A 17053-nucleotide genomic window follows, 5' to 3' on the forward strand; every position below is an offset into this window, starting at 1 on the left:
GCCGTACAGAGATTTTAGGAGATAGCGATGCCGAAGCCTAATGCGCGTCATCCGAACTACCCAATCCCAAGCGGCCCCACGCTGCGCGCCAAGGGTTGGCGGCAGGAAGCCTTGCTGCGGCTGCTCGAAAACGTGCTGTCGGTCGGCGAGGATCCGGACAATCTCATCGTCTATGCCGCACTCGGCAAGGCGGCGCGCAACTGGGCGGCGCACAGGGCGATCGTCAAGGCGCTGACGGAGATGGACGAGGATCAGACGCTGGTCATCCAGTCCGGCAAGCCGGTCGGGCTCTTGAAGACCCATGCCAAGGCGCCGCTCGTCATCATGGCGAACTGCAATATCGTTGGGCAGTGGGCGAAGGCCGAGGTGTTTTATGAACTCCAGCGCAAGGGGCTGATCTGCTGGGGCGGGCTGACGGCGGGTGCCTGGCAATATATCGGCAGCCAGGGCGTCATTCAGGGCACCTATGAAATCTTCATGCGCATCGCCGAAAAGCGGTTCGACGGCAGCCTTGCCGGGCGTTTCATCCTCACTGCCGGGCTTGGCGGCATGGGTGGCGCGCAGCCGCTCGCCGGCCGCATGGCGGGTGCCGCCATTCTCTGCGTCGATATCGATCCGGCACGCGCCGCGGCCCGCAAGGCCGTCGGCTATCTGGAACATGTGGCGCCGGATCTCGATACGGCGCTCGCGATGATCGACGCGGCTGTGCAGGACAAGCGGGCGACCTCGATCGGCCTCGTTGGCAATGCGGCGGAGATCTATCCGGAAATCGCCCGGCGCGGCATCGTGCCTGACATCGTCACCGACCAGACTTCGGCGCATGACCTCGTTTACGGCTATGTGCCGAAGGGCATGAGTCTCGACCAGGTGAAGGGGTTGCGCGACGACGGGCAGGGGCAGTTGATGGCGGCAAGCCGGGCTTCGATCGTCGAACATGTCTCGGCCATGCTGGACTTCCAGAAACGCGGTTCCGAGGTCTTCGACAACGGCAATCTCATCCGCACGCAGGCGCGGGAAGGCGGTGTCGCGAATGCCTTCGACATTCCGATCTTCACGGAGGCTTATCTTCGCCCGCTCTTTGCGCGGGCTATCGGGCCGTTCCGCTGGATGGCGCTGTCCGGCGAGGAGAGCGATATCGCGCGTATCGACGACCTCGTCATGGACATGTTCCCGGACAACCAGATCGTCACCAACTGGATCCGGCTTGCCCGCGAGAACGTGCCTTTCGAGGGGCTGCCGGCGCGCATCGCCTGGCTTGGTCATGGCGAACGCACGGAGCTGGCGCTGGCGGTCAACCGGCTGGTGGCGGCTGGCGAACTCAAGGGGCCGATCGCTTTTTCGCGCGATCATCTCGATGCCGGCGCCATGGCGCATCCAAACATCATGACGGAACGCATGAAGGACGGTTCGGACGCCATCGCCGACTGGCCGCTGCTTGACGCCATGCTGCTGTGCTCGTCGATGGCCGACCTCGTCGTCGTGCATTCCGGCGGGGGCGGTTATGCCGGTTACATGACGAGTTGCGGCGTCACGTTGGTCGCCGACGGGACGGAAGCGGGGGCGGAGCGGTTGGAGCATGCTCTGACGAACGATACCTCGCTTGGTGTGATCCGGTATGCTGATGCCGGCTACGAAGAATCGTTCGACGAGATCGAGAAGAAGCAGATCGGCCATGTCAGGATCGGCAACGCCTGAGGGGTGGAATGCTGTTCAAGGCGAAGATGCTTGAAAGGATCGGGCGAGGCGAGGTGACGCTCTCCTTTCGCCGCTGGGCAAAGCCCACCGTGCGGGCCGGCGGCACGCTGCGCACTGCGGCGGGCGTGCTTGCCATCGACAGTATTGAAAGGATGGACCTCGATGCCGTCTCAGCGGGGGATGTCCACGCGGCAGGTTACGCCTCGCGGGAAGAACTCGCGCGCGATCTTCGGCCCGGTGGCGAACTCTACCGGATCGCCTTCCATGTCGCCGGCAAGGACCCGCGAGAAAACCTGCGTGAAAACGATACGCTCGACCCGGGTGAAATCGAAGCCTTGAGGGAGGCGCTTGCGAAGCTCGACCGTGCGGGATCCTGGACGAACACGGCTCTTTCCATGATCGCGGAACGGGACGGTCGGACGGCCGCGGAGATGGTCGAGCGCCTCGATATGGAGAAGCTGACACTCAAGCGAAAGATACGCCAGCTCAAGGAGTTGGGGCTGACGGAAAGCCTGGCCGTGGGCTACCGGCTTTCGCCGCGTGGACACGCTTTCGTGAAGGGCAATCGTCAGGAATCGTGAGAGCTTTCGAGCCTAAGTACCTGAAATGTCGACTCCGCCGTAAACCTCGCATTTAACATTTCGCGGTAATCTTCCGTTAGTAATTCCGTCCATGTGTCGAAAGGGCGGGGCCTTCGGTTAGTTTTGCGTGCGAGTGCCTTATGCGTCTTTCGGTCCTTACAGCGGTCCTTCTTGGCTGTGCCTCCATGGCCGGCTGTGCGTCGAGCTCGAATCCCGAGGCGGTGCTATCCATAAAACCGTCGGCGGAAATCACCAGCTCCGTTTCCAAGGGCAATAGCCCCGTTCCTGAAGTCGCAGTCGGTGAAAGCCGGGTGACGGCGGATGGTGCGGAAATGCTGGCCTGGGCCGGGCCGGGGCCGGACGGTAAGGTCTTCGAATCCGTCACGAAACAATCGGCGGTTCCTTCCGAACGGCCGGAGGACGCGGTTTCCGTCATCGAGATGCCGTCCGAGGGGCGCTCGCGCAAGCGTTCGCGCGTCTACAGCCAGCAGTTCCGCGACGCGCACCCGATCAATTTCGGCAAGCGCGCGCCAAAACACTATCAGGTGCACGGCGTGGACGTCTCGCGCTGGCAGGGTGACATCGACTGGATGAAGCTGCGCACGCAGGGCGCCAACTTCGCCTTCATCAAGGCGACGGATGGCGGCGACCACCTCGACCCGATGTTCCAGAAGAACTGGCGCAAGGCCAAGGAAGCGGGCATGCGGCGCGGCGCCTATCATTTCTTCTACTGGTGCCGGGTCGCAAGCTCGCAGGCCGAATGGTTCATCCGCAACGTGCCGAAGGATCCCGATGCGCTGCCGCCGGTGATCGATGCGGAATACAATGGCGAATCGAGCTGCAAGAAGCGGCTGACGCGTGCGCAGTATGTCGAGAAGATCAAGGTCTTCTCCGACATGCTGGAACGCCATTACGGCAAGCGGCCGATCATCTATACCGCGCCGGATTTCTATGAGGACAACCTTTCCGGCGAGCTCCAGAACCATCCGTTCTGGCTGCGCTCGGTCGCCGCGCACCCGTCCAAGCGTTATCCGAACCGCCGCTGGATGTTCTGGCAGTATTCCGGCTCCGGCCTGTCGCATGGTGTCGAGGGCAAGATCGACCTGAATGTCTTCTCCGGCAGCGAGAACGACTGGCACAACTGGTTGAACGGCCAGTCCTGAGCGAACATAGGGCGGTCTACTTCTGCTTCTGCGGGTAGATCGTCTCGCCGCGCTTCAGCATGTCCACGAAGGTGTCGACGTTTCGCTTGCGCGCGACATCCGTCTTGATGTTGTGCATGCGGAAGGCCAGCGCAAATCGGTTTTGCTCGGTGAGCTTGCCGAGCATCTCCTTCGCTGCTGGCTCCGCGTCGATGGCTGTCTGGAGGTCGGGCGGGATTTTCAGGTCCTTGCCGCTGCCATAGGCCTTGTCCCAGCGACCGTCTGCCTTTGCGGCGTCCACCTGTTTGAGGCCGTGTTCGGTCATTCGGTTGTCTGTGATCAGCCTGCCGACGGTCTCGACATTCTTCTTGCTCCACACGCTCTTCTTGCCGCGCGGGCAATAGCGTTGGAAGAAGCTCTTCTCGTCCAGTCCCTTGCGGATGGCGTCGATCCAGCCCCAGCAGAGCACGGCCTCGATCGCCTCTTCAGGATTGATGGATTTCAGCCCGGAGCCGCGCTTGTGGATCTTGATCCAGACTTCGGGAGCGGAGTCATGGTTTTCAGCAAGCCAGCGGTAGAAGCTTTCCGGGTCGGTGAACTCCCGCACATGGGCGGGATTGATTTCCACAGGTGCCATTGCGTTTTCCCCCTCATCGTTCACCGGACGTGACTGCTTTGCATCGGTCGGGCGGAATGAATAACCGTTGCCGAAGATGTGATGCCATTGCTTCTTGCCAGCCCGCTCACGGTCTGGCTAGCCATCACTCCTAACCAGTCTTTCCCATTGGAGTCTTATCGAGAATGCCTACGGTGTGCTCATTGTCGCGCAGGGCCTTTTTCCTCGGCGCTGCGGCGACGCTTGCGGGCTGCGCGACCACGGAACAAACGCCGGTCAAGATTGCGCCAGTCCCCCAGAAGGTCAGTTATCCCATCGTGCCGGCAGCGGACGAGGAACTGGTGGCGCGTTATGCGGCCGTCGAGGACGGTGGTCATCTCATCCCCGCCATCCCCTATACGAAGATCGACCCGAAATATTATCGCCAGCGCGTGAAGGACCCGACCGGCGAAGCGCCGGGCACCGTGGTCGTCGATACGCCGGGCCGCTTCCTCTATGTGGTGGAGCCGGGCGGCACTGCCATGCGCTATGGCGTCGGCATCGGCCGCGACGGCTTTGCCTGGGAAGGCGAGGGCATCATTCACTGGCGCCAGCCCTGGCCGCGCTGGAAGGTGCCGGCCGACATGATCGCGCGCACGCCGAGCCTTGCAAAATACTCCGTCGAGAATGGCGGCATGGAGCCGGGTATCAAGAACCCGCTCGGAGCGCGCGCGCTCTACATCTTCCAGAACGGCAAGGACACGCTCTATCGGCTGCATGGCTCGCCGGACTGGGCGTCGATCGGTAAAGCAACGTCATCGGGCTGCGTGCGGCTGATCAATCAGGATGTGCTCGATCTCTACAAGCGCGTGCCCTATCACGCCCGCATCGTCGTGCATCAGGGGCCGATGGGGGCTGCGGCCGGCGCTTAACGCAATTCCAGCAAAGGTGCGCAGCGGTTTTGTGTCCGGAATTGCGTAAAAACAAAGAGTTAGAGCTTTTCCGCGGTTCGAAGAAAAGCGGAAATATTCTAGGTGACGGTCTCCCCGCCGTCGACGACAAGAATCTGGCCGGTCATGTAGCTTGACCGGTCGGAGACGAGGAAGAGGATCGGTTCGGCGATCTCCTCCACATCGGCCCACCTGCCCATCGGCACCTTTTCCTTGATATAGGCCTCGATCGCCTCGCGTCCGCCCATCTGGTTGATGAAGGGGGCGTTGAAGGGGGTGTCGACCCAGCCGGGGCAGAGCGCGTTGACGCGGATGCCGTGCCCGGCATAGTCGCCGGCCATCTGCTTGGTCATGGCGATGACGGCGTGTTTCGTCGTCGTATAGGCGATCATCTCGCGGTCGTAGAGCACGCCGGAGGAGGAGGCGGTGTTGAGGATGACGCCCTTGCCCTGCGCCTTCATGGCCGGCATGACGAGGCGGGCTGCCATCAGGTGGGCGCGCACATTGAGGTTCCAGGAAAGATCCAAACCATCGAGCGGCACGCTTTCAAGGTCGCCGGCAACCTGGGCGCCCGCATGGTTGTGCAGGATATCGACGCGGCCATGACGGGAGAGCACCCCGGCGATCGCCATCTTCAGCTCCATGTCGTCGGTCACGTCGACGATGACCGCCTCCGCCTTGCCACCATCCGCGCGGATGAAATCGACGGTCTCGGTGGCGCGCGTCTCGTTGAGGTCTGCAACGCAGACCGTAGCGCCCTCACGCGCCATGATGCGCGCGCCGGCCCGGCCGATGCCGGAGCCTGCTCCGGTGATAATGGCGACACGGTTCTTCAGGATCATCGGTCTCACTCCCCGGCAGTCGTTTTTCTGGTTTTTTCCCGCATCAGCACGCGGGCAATCACGATCAACAGCAGCGATGCGACCAGCACCATGGTGGCGATGGCGTTGACCTCCGGCGTCACACCGCGGCGGATCGAGGCGAAGACATAGATCGGCAGCGTCGTCTTCGAGCCCGCGACGAAGAAGGCCACGATGAAATCGTCGAAGGAGAAGGTGAAGGCGAGCAGGAAGCCGGCGAGCACCGAGGGCAGGATCTGCGGCAGCACGATCTGGCGAAACGTCGTCAGTGGCGTGGCATAGAGATCGGCCGACGCCTCGACGATATCGCGCCCGAGCGTGGCGATGCGCGCCTTCACGATCATGGTGACGAGCGCCATGGTGAAGAGGCCGTGTGCGGCAATGATCGAGCCGTAGCCGAGGCCGAACTGCGGCGGCCTTTCGCCGGGCCACAGGCTGGCGATGGCCGGATTGATGACACCGAAGACCGCGACGAGCGCCACCAGCGTTGCAATGCCGATCACCACGCCGGGCACGACGATGGCGGCAGCGAGCAGGCCATCGAAGATCGCGCGGGCGCGGCTTCCCAACCGTTCGAGGCCTAGGGCTGCCATCGTGCCGAAGACAGCGGCGAGCGTGGCGCTGACGACGGCAATGATCAGGCTGTTTTGCAGCGCGGTGACGAGGAACGGATTGGCCAGTGCCTTGCCGTACCATTGTACGGAGAATCCGGTGAACTCGCTCGCATTGCGCCCCGCATTGAAGGAGAACAGCACGACGAGCGCGATGGGCGCGTAGAGGAAGAGGTAGACGGAGGTGATCAGTGTGCGCATCAGACGAGGTCCACCTGTCTGGTGCCGGAAATGCGCCAGGCGATGCGCATGGCGACCATCAGCACCACCACAACCACGGCGACGAGTGTCACGGCAATCGCCGAGCCGAACGGCCAGTTGCGCGATTGCAGGAAGAGATCGACCAGCGCATTGCCGATGAAGAACACCTTTCCGCCGCCCAGGAGCTGCGGAATGAGATATTCGCCGAGCAGCAGGATGGTGACGAGTGCCACGCCCGTCATGACGCCCGGCAGCGAGAGCGGCAGGGTGACGGAGAAGAAGGTCGAGACGGGTTTTGCGCCAAGATCGGCGGAGGCTTCCAGCAGCCGGAGGTCCAGTTTTTCGAGGCTGACATAGATCGGCATGATCATCAGCGGCAGGTAGCCGTAGACGATGCCGAGCAGCACGGCGCCCGGTGTGTTGAGCAGGCGGACGTCCGCGATGCCGATCATGTCGAGCAGGTTCGGAATGCCGCGCGAACCGAGGATGTACATCCAGGCATAGGTGCGCACGAGCAGGCTCGTCCAGAACGGCACGACGACCAGCGAGACGAGCAGGAGGCGATACCGCGGGGGGGCCTTGACCGCGAGGTAATAGGCCGTCGGGTAGGCGACGATGAGGCAGACGAAGGCGCCGACCGGCGCCAGCATCAGCGTGTTCCAGTAGGCAGCGGCGCGGGCCGGCAGGTTGGCATATTGCGCGAAGGTGAAGGCCGGCTGGTAGCCGCCCGCAGGTCCGCGCTCGCCGACGGAAAACACCACCATGGCGATGAAGGGCAGCACGAGGAAGACGAACAGCCAGAGGGACGCCGGCGCCAGCAGCGCCGTCGTCACCAGCCGTTTCTTCGTCGTCATCGTCAGGGGCATAACTTCGGGTCCTGTTGCGTATTCATCCGGCTAGCCTGCCGCCGGTTCCTCGTGTGCGGCAGGACACTCGGGTATGTGGTTGCCACTTTCCCCTTCTCCCCGCCGGGGAGAAGGTGGCCCGAAGGGTCGGATGAGGGGGCAAGCGTGCCGTCTTTCGCCGGCGCACCCCCCTCATCCCGCTGCGGCGACCTTCTCCCCGCGGGGGAGAAGGGGCAAGAAGCACCCTTCGAATTCCATAAGCGGTTGCCTCGCCGCTTGGGGCTCTGTCCGCGCCGACTACGCCGACTTGAACCGCGCCATCAGCTCCGCACGCGCCGGGTCGGTCAGCGTCACCGCGGCGCCGAATTCCAGCGGCGTCAGGGATGCTTCGTCCGGATAGACGATCTTGTTGCTGGTGACTTCCGCCGGTAGCAACGACATTACGCGGCTGTCGGTCGTCGGCGCGCCGTTGGCGATGTGCTCCTTCACGGCGTTCTGCGGGTCCATCAGGAAGTTGAGCAGCGCATAGCCGGCCGGCTTGTTGGCAGCGCTCTTCGGAACCGCGTAGAAGTCCGACCAGATCTCGCCGCCGTCCGTGCCCAGCACGAACTGGATTTCCGGAATGTCGCGGTTGAGCTGCGCGCCGTCATTGGTCCAGCACATGGTCATCCACGCGTCGGAGGCGCGCATGGAGGGCTGGTAGTCGCTGTTGATGGCGTAGAGGTGCGGCTTAACCTTGATCAGCAGCTCCTCAGCCTTTGCAAGTTCCTCCGCCTTCACCGAGTTGAACGAGAAGCCGAGCGAGACGAGGGCGTTGCCGATGGTGGTGAGCTGGTAGTCGTGCACCATGGCGCGGCCGTCGGCCTCGGTCATGGCGAGCTCGAAAAAGTCCTTCCAGCTCGTGACCTTCGACTTCATCTTGTTGGAATTGAAGGCGATGCCCGTCGTGCCCCAGTTCTTGGGCAGGGCGAAAACCTTGCCGTCGACCGTACCCTCGTTGGTGAAGCGGGTGTTCTGTGTCTTCGGGTCGAAATTCGGCACCTTGGCAATGTCTATCGGATCGATCAGGCCGAGGCTCACATAGGTGGAAATCGTGTAGTTGGTCGGAACGAAAAGGTCCCAGCCGGTGCCGCCGGCCTGGAGTTTTGCCAGCATCTCCTCGTTCGAGCCGAACACGTTGACCTCGACGGCCACGCCGGTTGCGGCTGTGAAGGCTTCGAAGGTCGCCGGGTCGTGGTAGTTCGGCCAGGTGGCGAGCGACATGGAGGAGCCGAGGTCCTCGGCCGCATGGGCTTCGGAGGCGAAGAGGCCCGGCTGGCGGGCAAGGACTGCGGCGGCAAGGCCGAGACCAGTGACGCCAAGAAAGTGGCGGCGCGTGACCGAGCCGCGTTTCAGGCGCATGAATTCTTCCGTCAGCTCACGGGCACTGATCGGGGCATTCTCTCTGAACCATTTCGACATCACACTGTTCCCTTGTTGTTGTGACGGGCCTGTTTCCCTCAGGCTGGAAAGATATGCGCTTTGCCGGGATCGAAGCTTATTGCGACCCGCTCGCCCGGCGCGACGAGGTCGTTTTCTGATTGGCTGTGGCGTTCGGCGGTGACCAGCAGGTCGCCGAGGCCGGCGACCGAGACGGAATATTCGGCGGCCGAGCCGAGAAAGATGCGATGGGTGACGATGCCTTCGAGTGCGGCGCCCTCGGCCTGACGGGACAGGCGGATTGCCTCCGGCCGTAGCGCGACGGTGACGGCGCCGGGGGCAAGCTCGCTGCGCGAGGAAACAAGGGCCGAACCGTTGCGAAGGCGCACGGTGCCGCCGGTTTCCAGCATGCCGTCGAGGCGGTTGGTCTTGCCGACGAAATCGGCGACGAAGAGATCGGCCGGACGGTCGTAGACTTCCTGCGGCGTGGCGAGTTGGCGGATGCTGCCGGCGCTCATCACGCAGACGAGGTCGCTCATCGACAGGGCTTCCTCCTGGTCATGGGTGACGAGCACGAAGGTGATGCCGAGGTCGCGTTGAAGGGTTTGAAGCTCGATCTGCATCGCGGAGCGCAGCTTCTTGTCGAGGGCCGCCAGCGGTTCGTCGAGCAGGAGCACGGAGGGCTTGTTGACGAGGGCGCGGGCGAGCGCTACGCGCTGCTGTTGGCCGCCGGACATTTCATGGATGCGACGCTTGGCGAAGCCGGAGAGGCGCACCATCTCCAGCGCCTCGCCGACGCGGCGCGAAATTTCCGCGGTCGGCAGTTTCGGGCGAAGCTGCTTCAGGCCATAGGCGACATTCTGCTCGACATCGAAATGCGGGAAGAGCGCGTATTGCTGGAACACCATGTTGACGGGGCGTCGATAGGCCGGCACGCCGTTGACGACGCTGCCCGCAATCAACACCTCGCCCTCGCTCGGCTGCTCGAAGCCGCCGATCATTCGAAGGCAGGTGGTCTTGCCGCAGCCGGACGGGCCGAGAAGGGCCACGAAGGCGCCCTTCGGCACGGCGAGGTTGATGTCGGAGACCGCGGTCACCGCGCCATAGCGCTTGGTCACCGAACGGAACTCGATGTCGTTCGTTGGGGCGGATATCACGTCTGTTCCCTGCGGTTGTTGGTCTCTCAGCGATCTCTGCCGCTATGGCCACCGTCAGCTCGAATGCTAGTCAGCGGCCTGCCGGTTGGTATATACCCCGAGAGAGGTATTTTATCCATAAATCGGCTGTGGGAGGAGTATACCCCTGCGATGGCGGTAGAGGGTTTCCGCGCGCGGAACTGGGGAGCAGGAACGCCATGCAGGTCGATTTCAAGGCACTTTTCCATACGCTCGCCGATTGGACGGGGGCTGCGGAGACACCTGATCGCAAGACGGGCGAAACCTTGCTGGCGATGATGCGGGCGCTCGTGCGCTTCGACGACATGGTCATCTTCGCCTATCGCGACAAGGCCCGGCCGATCGACCTGTTCAGCACCTTCGATGCGGATGACCATCATATCTTCGTGACGCTCTACCAGGCTGGCCCCTATCTGCTCGACCCGTTCTACCACACGACCCGCGCGGCCCGGGCCGGCGTTTTCCGCATGCGGGAGCTGGCGCCGGATCGCTTCTTCTCCAGCGAGTACTACCGCACCTACTACTCTCAGACCCGGCTTGCCGAAGAGCTCGGCTTCTTTGTGCCGACCGCCGATGGCGTCACGGTCGTCGTCTCGCTGATGCGGCGGGAAAAGACCGGCGTCTTCCCGGCTGCAGAATACGGGCTGCTCAACGATGTGGAACCCTTCGCTACCGCCTTCGTGCGCCGGGTCTGGGGTGATCTTGCCGGGCGCTTTGCGGATACGGGGCAGGGGCGTGGGCGACGCAGCGAGCCGGTGAGCGCGGCGGACCGCGTCTGGCGCAGGCTCAATCTCACGGACCGCGAGGCCTCGATCATCGAACTGGTTCTGCAAGGGCATTCGTCGGAATCAATCGGGCTCAAGCTCGATATCTCTACCGGTACGGTGAAGGTCCACCGCCGCAACGTCTACCGCAAACTCGGGATTTCCTCGCAGATCCAGTTGCTGTCGATCTATCTGAAGAACCTGCAACCTTAAAAGCGAAAGCCCGGCATTGCTGCCGGGCTCCCTTGAGTCTTTTCAACGGCTTGCGATCTCATCCTGTCGGATTGATTCTGGTCGTTGAGATGTTGATTCAAGCGACCGCTGCGAGCGCGACCTGCGCGCGGGCGTCGATGATCTGGCGGGCGGCGTTGGCGGCTTCCTTGCCCTTGAGGACGAAGTGCTCGCGGAAAAACGCGATGTGGGCTTCCGATTCCTGGAAATTGTGCGGGGTCAGCACGGCGGAGAGCACCGGAACGTTGGTGTCGAGGCCGACGCGCAAGATGGCATCGACTACGCTGCCGGCGACGAAATCATGGCGGTAGATGCCGCCGTCGACGACGAGCGCGACGCCGAGGATGGCGGAGTAGCGGCCGGTCTTTGCAAGAAGCTGGGCGTGCAGCGGGATTTCCAGCGCGCCCGGTACGTCGATCACGTCGACATCTTCGGCACGGCCGCCAAGCGCTGCCCATTCGGCAACGAAGGAGTTGACCGCCTGGTCGACGATGCCGGCGTGCCAGCGGGCACGGATGACGGCGATCCGGGAGGAGGGGGTGGCATTCGCATTCATGTCTAGGCCTTTCAAGGGTTGAGCCATTTTTCAATGATCCCCTTGGGCGAACACGCATGAGGCACGCTGACCCACCTTGCGGCGGGTGCCTCATGCTTGCTCTCTTCCATCCGGACTATGACCGTCGGCTCCGGCATTGCACCGGATCTGCTGACCCTTCCGTTTTGGCGGAAGGCGCTCGCGGGCTCCGGAATGCTTCCTGTCGGGAAGAATGGCCGATACCGCCGGTGGGGAGTTTCACCCCGCCCTGAGAACGATGGAAGACTAGCCGGCCATCGCGCCAAGATCAAATCCGCAGGCGACGGAAAACACGCAATTCACGACAGATTTTTCCAAGCCTTTTGCAAGGCCTGGAATGAAACCGCTGTCTCAGTCGCGGATGATCAGCAGGTCGCCTGCCGTGAATCGCAGCGTCGACGTCTCGCCGACCGCCGGCGGCACGAGGCCGGGGCTGTTGAACATGTCGAAGGAGATGATGGCATCGCCCACCTTCATGCGGGTGCGAATGACCGAACCGAGGAAGTTGGAGGAGGTGACCTCGCCGGTCAGCGCCGTGTCGCCCTTGGCGTCGGGTGCCGTCGAGCCGGCTTCCGGGCGTAGCGCCAGCGAGACCGTGTCGCCGGCTTTCAGGGCGCCGAGTGGCTCGCGCAACGTCACACCCTGGTCGCCGATCGTGATGCGGTTCGTTGCGGGATCGACGACCTTGGCCTCGATGAGGTTCAGCGTACCGACGAAGTTCGCGACGAAGCGGGTGGCCGGGCGGTTGTAGATGTCGGCCGGCTTGCCGATCTGGTCGGCCTTGCCGGCGTTCATCACGACGATGCGGTCGGAGATCGACAGCGCCTCTTCCTGGTCGTGCGTGACGAAGACCGTGGTGATGCCGAGCTGCTGCTGGATCATGCGGATTTCTTCGCGCAGCGATACGCGGATCTTGGCGTCGAGGGCCGACAGCGGTTCGTCGAGCAGCAGCACCTGCGGCTTCGGGGCGAGTGCACGGGCGAGCGCCACACGCTGCTGCTGGCCGCCGGACATCTGGTAGGGGTAGCGGTCGGCGAGATGATCGAGCTTGATGAGGCCGAGCATTTCCTTCACACGGGCGTCGATCTCGGCCTTCGGCCGGCCGGCGACCTTGAGGCCGAAGGCGACGTTTTCCGCGACGTTCATGTTGGGGAAAAGCGCATAGGCCTGGAAGACCATGCCGATGTTCCGCTGGTTCGGGCGCAGGTTTACCTGGCTCTTGCCGTCGATGGTGATGCCGCCGCCCGAGGGCGTTTCAAAGCCGGCGATCATGCGCAGCACGGTGGTCTTGCCACAGCCCGATGGCCCGAGGAACGAGACGAACTCGCCCTTTTCGATCGACATGTTGAAGTCCTTGACGACCTGCACGGGGCCAAAGGACTTCTGGAGGCTAGTGAGGGTGAGAAAGCTCATGAAAGATCCTTAGGCGGCGCTTTGCGCGCCCTTCTGGAAACGGGAAACAAGCTGGATCAAGCCGAGGCAGCCCCAGGTCAAGGCGAATGACATCACTGCGAGCGCTGCGGGTTCATAGGCACGGTTGGCGCCAAGCAGCTGCATGTAGGGTCCGAAGGCGGGACGGTTGAGCAAGGCGGCCATGGTGAACTCGCCGATGACGATGGCGAAGGTCAGGAAGGCGCCGGACAGAACCGCGATCAGCACGTTCGGGAGGATGATTTTTGCGAGAATCGTCATCCAGCCGGCACCCAGGCTCTGCGCCGCTTCGGTGAGCGTGGCAATATCGATGGAGCGCAGCCCGGTATCGACCGAGCGATACATGTAGGGCAGCGACAGCGTGGCGTAACCGAACATCAGGAGGATGTTCGTTCCGGTGATCGAGCCGGTCAGCGGCAGCCAGCTCGACGTGTTGTAGAGCCGGATATAGCCGAAGACGATGACGATGGCCGGGATGACGAGCGGCAGCAGCGTGATGAACTCGATATAGGGGCGAAGGCCCGGTAGTTTCAGGCGCACCCAGTAGGCGGTGGGCACCACCATCAGCACGCCGAAGATGATCGTCGCGAGCGCCATCAGGATGGAATAGGTGAAGGTTTCCTGGAAGCGAGGGTCGTTGAGAACCACGGCATAAGCGTCGAGCGAATAGACGCCGCGACGCATCTTCAAGGAAAAATTGGTCATGCCGAGCAGCGGCAGGATGAAATAGAGCAGCCCGAAGATGAGGGCGCCCCAGGCCCAGAACTTCTTCATTTCAGCCACCTTTCGCTGCGGGCGCGAAGCCAGATGTAGATCGTGTTGGCGATGCCGGTGACGACGATCATGCCGAAGGCCAGCGCATAACCAAGATGCGGATTGCCGAGCACGTCGCCGCGGATCTGTGCGAAGAGCAGGATCGGCACGATGTTGAGCGAGGAGCCGGTCAACGCGATCGCCGTCGCAACGGCGCCGAAGGCATTGGCGAAGAGCAGCGCCAGCGTGCCAAGGAAGGAGGGCAGCAGGATCGGGAATGCGACCATGCGCCAGTACTGGGTATTGGTCGCGCCAAGAATCTGGGCGGCTTCCCGCCACTCGCGCTTCAGGCCATCGAGAGCCGGCGTGATGATGAGGATCATCAGCGGGATCTGGAAGAACAGATAGGTGACCGTCAGGCCCCAGAAGGAGAGGATGTTGAAGCCGAGCGCGCGCAGGTCGATGCCGATCTGGGTCTTCAGGAACACCGTAAGGAGACCGACCGGGCCGAGCGTCGCGAGAAACGCGAAGGCGAGCGGCACGCCGGCGAAATTGGAGGCGACGCCCGAGAAGGTGAGCAGCGGGCCGCGGATCCATCTCGGCAGGCCGCCGAGCACCGCGGCGGCGGCGACGGAAAAGCCGATCAGGCAGCCGAGCAGCGCGGAGGCGATGCTGATCTTGATGGAGATCCAGTAGGCCGAAAGGATGGACGTGGTGAACAGGCCCCGGATGTTGTCCAGGGTGAAGCTTCCGTCGGGTGTCTGAAAGGCGCCGATGACGATGCGCATCGTCGGCATGATCAGGAATAACAGGACGAAGATCGCGAACGGCGCCGCGCCCAGCCAATGCAGCGGGAAGCGGAAGGGCGCTCGCGTTTGAGGTGTCGCGGCTGAGCTGTCTGAAGACATCAAGAGAGCCTTATGGGGTTGCCGTAACTACAGCTCTCTCTGCGCGTCGTTCCTGATGCGCAGAGAGAGCTGTAGCACTTTGAATGTGCTTGGTTCCCGCAGTCGTCGCCCCGGCTTGTTGGCCGGGGCGACGAGGGATGTCGTTTACTGGACGTTCGCGCCGACGACGGAATCCCAGGCGCCGGTGACAGCAGCCTTGTTGGCATCTACTTCCTCGAGCGTCGGGAAGTAGGCCTTTTCATAGGATGCTGCCGGCGGCAGGGCGTCGATCAGGTCCTGCGGAACCTTGCCGGCCTTGACCATGGCGTTGAAGCGAGCCGGGTGGCAATAGCCCTTCAGCCAGCCGAGCTGACCGTCGTCGGAGTAGAGGTGCTCCATCCACAGCTTGGCAGCGTTCGGGTGCGGCGCATAGGCCGAGATACCCTGAACGTAGACGCCGGCGAGAACGCCCTTCTCCGGAACGACGACTTCCGTCGGCGGGTTGCCGTTGAGCGTCTTCGCCCAGCCGAGAGCATTGTAGTCCCAGGCGACGATGATCGGGGTGGAGCCCTGTGCCAGCGTGCCGGACTTGCCGATGACCGGAACGAAGTTGCCGGCCTTGTTCAGTTCGGCGAAGTAAGCAAGACCAGCTTCGCCGGCTTCCTTGCCGGACTTGGCATCCTTGGAAAGACCAGCGGCGAGAACGCCGAGAATCGCCTGGTTGGAGGCGCGCGGGTCACCAGCGAGAGCGACCTGACCGGCATATTCCGGCTTCAGGAGGTCAGCCCAGTCCTTCGGGGTGTTGGCGACGAGGTCCTTGTTCACGAGGAACGACATCACGCCGTAATAGTCGCCGTACCAGAAGCCTTCGGCATCCTTGATGCTGTCCGGGATTTCGTCCCAGGTGGAGACCTTGTAGGGCTGCAGCAGGCCTTCGGCCTTTGCCTGCGGACCGAAGGCGAGGCCGACGTCGATCACGTCGGGCGACTGCGGGCCCTTGTTGTCCTTGTTGGCCTTGATCGCTTCGACTTCATCGGCCGAACCGGCATCGGGGTTCAGTTCGTTGACCTGGATTTCCGGGTACTTGGCCTTGAAGGAGGCGATGACGTCACCGTAACCGCACCAGTCGTGCGGCAGCGCGATCGTCGTCAGCATGCCTTCCTTCTTCGCGGCTTCGATGAGCTCGGCGCTCGGCTCGGCGAGGGCGAGCGACGGAAGCGCGATCGCCAGGGCAGTGGAGAGCGAAAGCAGACGTTTCGTTTGTGACATCACGGGTGTTCTCCTTTGGTGTGTCAGTCAACTTCGGCGAAGCTGATACTGGTGGCAGATGAAGGTTATGTGACAGTTTTGTTTCGGTTTTTTCGTATGCCTGTCAGGATTTGCCGGGCACCTCCGGCCGGGGCTTGCGGAAAAGCCGGCTGGCCTCGAAGAGGCCCTCCAGCGTCTTCATTCGGCCGCTGGTTTCTTCCCAGCCCGAACTCTGCACCGCTTCGATCAGCGCCTCGACGATGAATAGCGTCACGACGGACGAGTCCCATGCTGACGGCGCCTCGATATGGACCCGGAAAACCTTCGCAGCCGCTTTGGCCACGGGCGAGGCCCATTGGTCGGTGAAGAGCACGATTTCCACGCCGCGCTCGCGCGCCACCCGGCCAAGCGTCTCCATTTCCTGCTCGTAGCGGCGGATGTCGAAGATCACCAGAACGTCGCCAGCCTTCATGTTCAGCACGTAGTGCGGCCAGGAGCTGGGATTGGACGCGATCTGCGTGACGTTCGGGCGGATGACCTGGAGATGCGTGAAGAGATAGTCGGCAAGCGCCTTCGTGATGCGGCCGCCGATGATGTAGATGCTGCGCTGGCGGTCAGCGAGAAGCGTGGCGGCGCTGTCGAATTCGGCGGTTTCCATCTGCGAAAGCGTCTGGCGCAGGTTGGTCATGATCGCGTCGGCGAAGCGGTTCAGGATATGCGTGCCCGGCGCCTTGGCGGCCCAGCGATCGTGCTTGGTGATCGGGTTTGAAAGGGTGGCTTCCAGCTCGTGGTGCAGGCGGGCCTGAAAATCCGGAAAGCCGCGAAAGCCGAGCTTCTGAACCATGCGCGCAACGGTCGGCGTCGATACGCCAGCGTTCTCCGCGACAGTGGTGATGCTGCCGAGACCGGATACGGGGTAGTTGTCGAGCAGCGAAGCGGCCAGCTGCCTTTCGGCGCGCGTCAGCGTGTCGAAATGGGCAGTGATCACATCCGACACCGTCATGGATGCTTGGTTGAGAGTCAACTTGTTCCCCTGCACCCGGTCTTCGCCGGGGTTTTGGAAATAAAACGCGCTGTCACAATTCGAGTCA

At 62.8% G+C, this 17053-nt stretch carries 17 protein-coding genes and 1 riboswitch; of the genes, 5 read left to right on the plus strand and 12 right to left on the minus strand.

All coding sequences use genetic code 11. From position 1 onward, the window contains the following. Nucleotides 1-27: 27 nt before the first annotated feature. From ACT6VE_RS02365 to ACT6VE_RS02375, 3 genes are all read left to right on the plus strand, one after another. Complete coding sequence (locus ACT6VE_RS02365) at nt 28-1695, plus strand: urocanate hydratase (RefSeq protein ID WP_444797014.1); 1668 nt, start codon at nt 28-30, stop codon at nt 1693-1695. 8 nt (nt 1696-1703) lie between these two features. Then, nucleotides 1704-2276: a hypothetical protein gene (locus ACT6VE_RS02370; protein WP_444797015.1), complete on the plus strand. Its 573-nt coding sequence runs from the start codon at nt 1704-1706 to the stop codon at nt 2274-2276. A gap of 140 nt (nt 2277-2416) precedes the next feature. Next, the gene (locus ACT6VE_RS02375) at nt 2417-3439 is read left to right on the plus strand and encodes a glycoside hydrolase family 25 protein (RefSeq protein WP_444797016.1); all 1023 of its coding nucleotides are present in this window, start codon (nt 2417-2419) and stop codon (nt 3437-3439) included. Nucleotides 3440-3455: 16 nt separating this feature from the next. Here the strand turns inward: ACT6VE_RS02375 and ACT6VE_RS02380 are convergent, their stop codons facing one another. Then, nucleotides 3456-4055, minus strand: coding sequence for a YdeI/OmpD-associated family protein (locus ACT6VE_RS02380; protein WP_444797017.1), 600 nt, complete (start codon nt 4053-4055; stop codon nt 3456-3458). A 164-nt stretch (nt 4056-4219) separates the two neighbouring features. On the opposite strand from ACT6VE_RS02380, the gene ACT6VE_RS02385 reads away from it, so the two are divergent. After that, nucleotides 4220-4945 (plus strand): L,D-transpeptidase, encoded by a 726-nt coding sequence (locus ACT6VE_RS02385; RefSeq protein ID WP_444797018.1) that lies wholly within the window; start codon nt 4220-4222, stop codon nt 4943-4945. A 98-nt stretch (nt 4946-5043) separates the two neighbouring features. On the opposite strand, the gene ACT6VE_RS02390 is transcribed toward ACT6VE_RS02385, so the two are convergent. The 5 genes from ACT6VE_RS02390 to ACT6VE_RS02410 all read right to left on the minus strand — a co-directional run bounded on the left by ACT6VE_RS02390 (nt 5044) and on the right by ACT6VE_RS02410 (nt 10056). Further along, entirely contained in the window at nt 5044-5805 is a 762-nt protein-coding gene (locus tag ACT6VE_RS02390) for an SDR family NAD(P)-dependent oxidoreductase (protein WP_444797019.1), read from the minus strand. A gap of 5 nt (nt 5806-5810) precedes the next feature. Next, nucleotides 5811-6635 (minus strand): ABC transporter permease, encoded by an 825-nt coding sequence (locus ACT6VE_RS02395; RefSeq protein ID WP_444797020.1) that lies wholly within the window; start codon nt 6633-6635, stop codon nt 5811-5813. Next, nucleotides 6635-7501, minus strand: coding sequence for an ABC transporter permease (locus ACT6VE_RS02400; protein ID WP_444797021.1), 867 nt, complete (start codon nt 7499-7501; stop codon nt 6635-6637). The genes ACT6VE_RS02395 and ACT6VE_RS02400 overlap by 1 nt, the downstream gene beginning before the upstream one ends. A 276-nt stretch (nt 7502-7777) precedes the next feature. Further along, nucleotides 7778-8941, minus strand: coding sequence for a polyamine ABC transporter substrate-binding protein (locus ACT6VE_RS02405; protein ID WP_444797022.1), 1164 nt, complete (start codon nt 8939-8941; stop codon nt 7778-7780). Nucleotides 8942-8979: 38 nt separating this feature from the next. Next, a complete protein-coding gene (locus tag ACT6VE_RS02410; protein WP_444797023.1) occupies nt 8980-10056 on the minus strand; it encodes an ABC transporter ATP-binding protein in 1077 nt (358 codons plus the stop codon). Nucleotides 10057-10253: 197 nt separating this feature from the next. Here ACT6VE_RS02410 and ACT6VE_RS02415 point away from each other — a divergent pair, with 197 nt between their 5' ends. After that, nucleotides 10254-11051, plus strand: coding sequence for a helix-turn-helix transcriptional regulator (locus ACT6VE_RS02415; protein WP_444797024.1), 798 nt, complete (start codon nt 10254-10256; stop codon nt 11049-11051). Between the two features lie 97 nt (nt 11052-11148). Here the strand turns inward: ACT6VE_RS02415 and ACT6VE_RS02420 are convergent, their stop codons facing one another. The 6 genes from ACT6VE_RS02420 to ACT6VE_RS02445 all read right to left on the minus strand — a co-directional run bounded on the left by ACT6VE_RS02420 (nt 11149) and on the right by ACT6VE_RS02445 (nt 16965). Next, the gene (locus ACT6VE_RS02420) at nt 11149-11625 is read right to left on the minus strand and encodes a 6,7-dimethyl-8-ribityllumazine synthase (RefSeq protein ID WP_444797025.1); all 477 of its coding nucleotides are present in this window, start codon (nt 11623-11625) and stop codon (nt 11149-11151) included. A 94-nt stretch (nt 11626-11719) separates the two neighbouring features. Next, nucleotides 11720-11884, minus strand: a riboswitch (FMN riboswitch). A 110-nt stretch (nt 11885-11994) separates the two neighbouring features. Then, a complete protein-coding gene (locus ACT6VE_RS02425; RefSeq protein WP_444797026.1) occupies nt 11995-13056 on the minus strand; it encodes an ABC transporter ATP-binding protein in 1062 nt (353 codons plus the stop codon). 9 nt (nt 13057-13065) lie between these two features. Beyond that, nucleotides 13066-13848, minus strand: coding sequence for an ABC transporter permease (locus ACT6VE_RS02430; protein ID WP_444797027.1), 783 nt, complete (start codon nt 13846-13848; stop codon nt 13066-13068). Beyond that, a complete protein-coding gene (locus ACT6VE_RS02435) occupies nt 13845-14735 on the minus strand; it encodes an ABC transporter permease (RefSeq protein ID WP_444797028.1) in 891 nt (296 codons plus the stop codon). The genes ACT6VE_RS02430 and ACT6VE_RS02435 overlap by 4 nt, the downstream gene beginning before the upstream one ends. A 144-nt stretch (nt 14736-14879) precedes the next feature. Further along, nucleotides 14880-15983, minus strand: a complete 1104-nt coding sequence (locus tag ACT6VE_RS02440) for an ABC transporter substrate-binding protein (RefSeq protein ID WP_444797029.1) — start codon at nt 15981-15983, stop codon at nt 14880-14882. A gap of 103 nt (nt 15984-16086) precedes the next feature. Beyond that, nucleotides 16087-16965: a MurR/RpiR family transcriptional regulator gene (locus ACT6VE_RS02445; protein ID WP_444797438.1), complete on the minus strand. Its 879-nt coding sequence runs from the start codon at nt 16963-16965 to the stop codon at nt 16087-16089. Nucleotides 16966-17053: the final 88 nt, after the last annotated feature.

This window comes from Shinella sp., assembly GCF_052438155.1.
Taxonomy (GTDB): Bacteria; Pseudomonadota; Alphaproteobacteria; order Rhizobiales; family Rhizobiaceae; genus Shinella.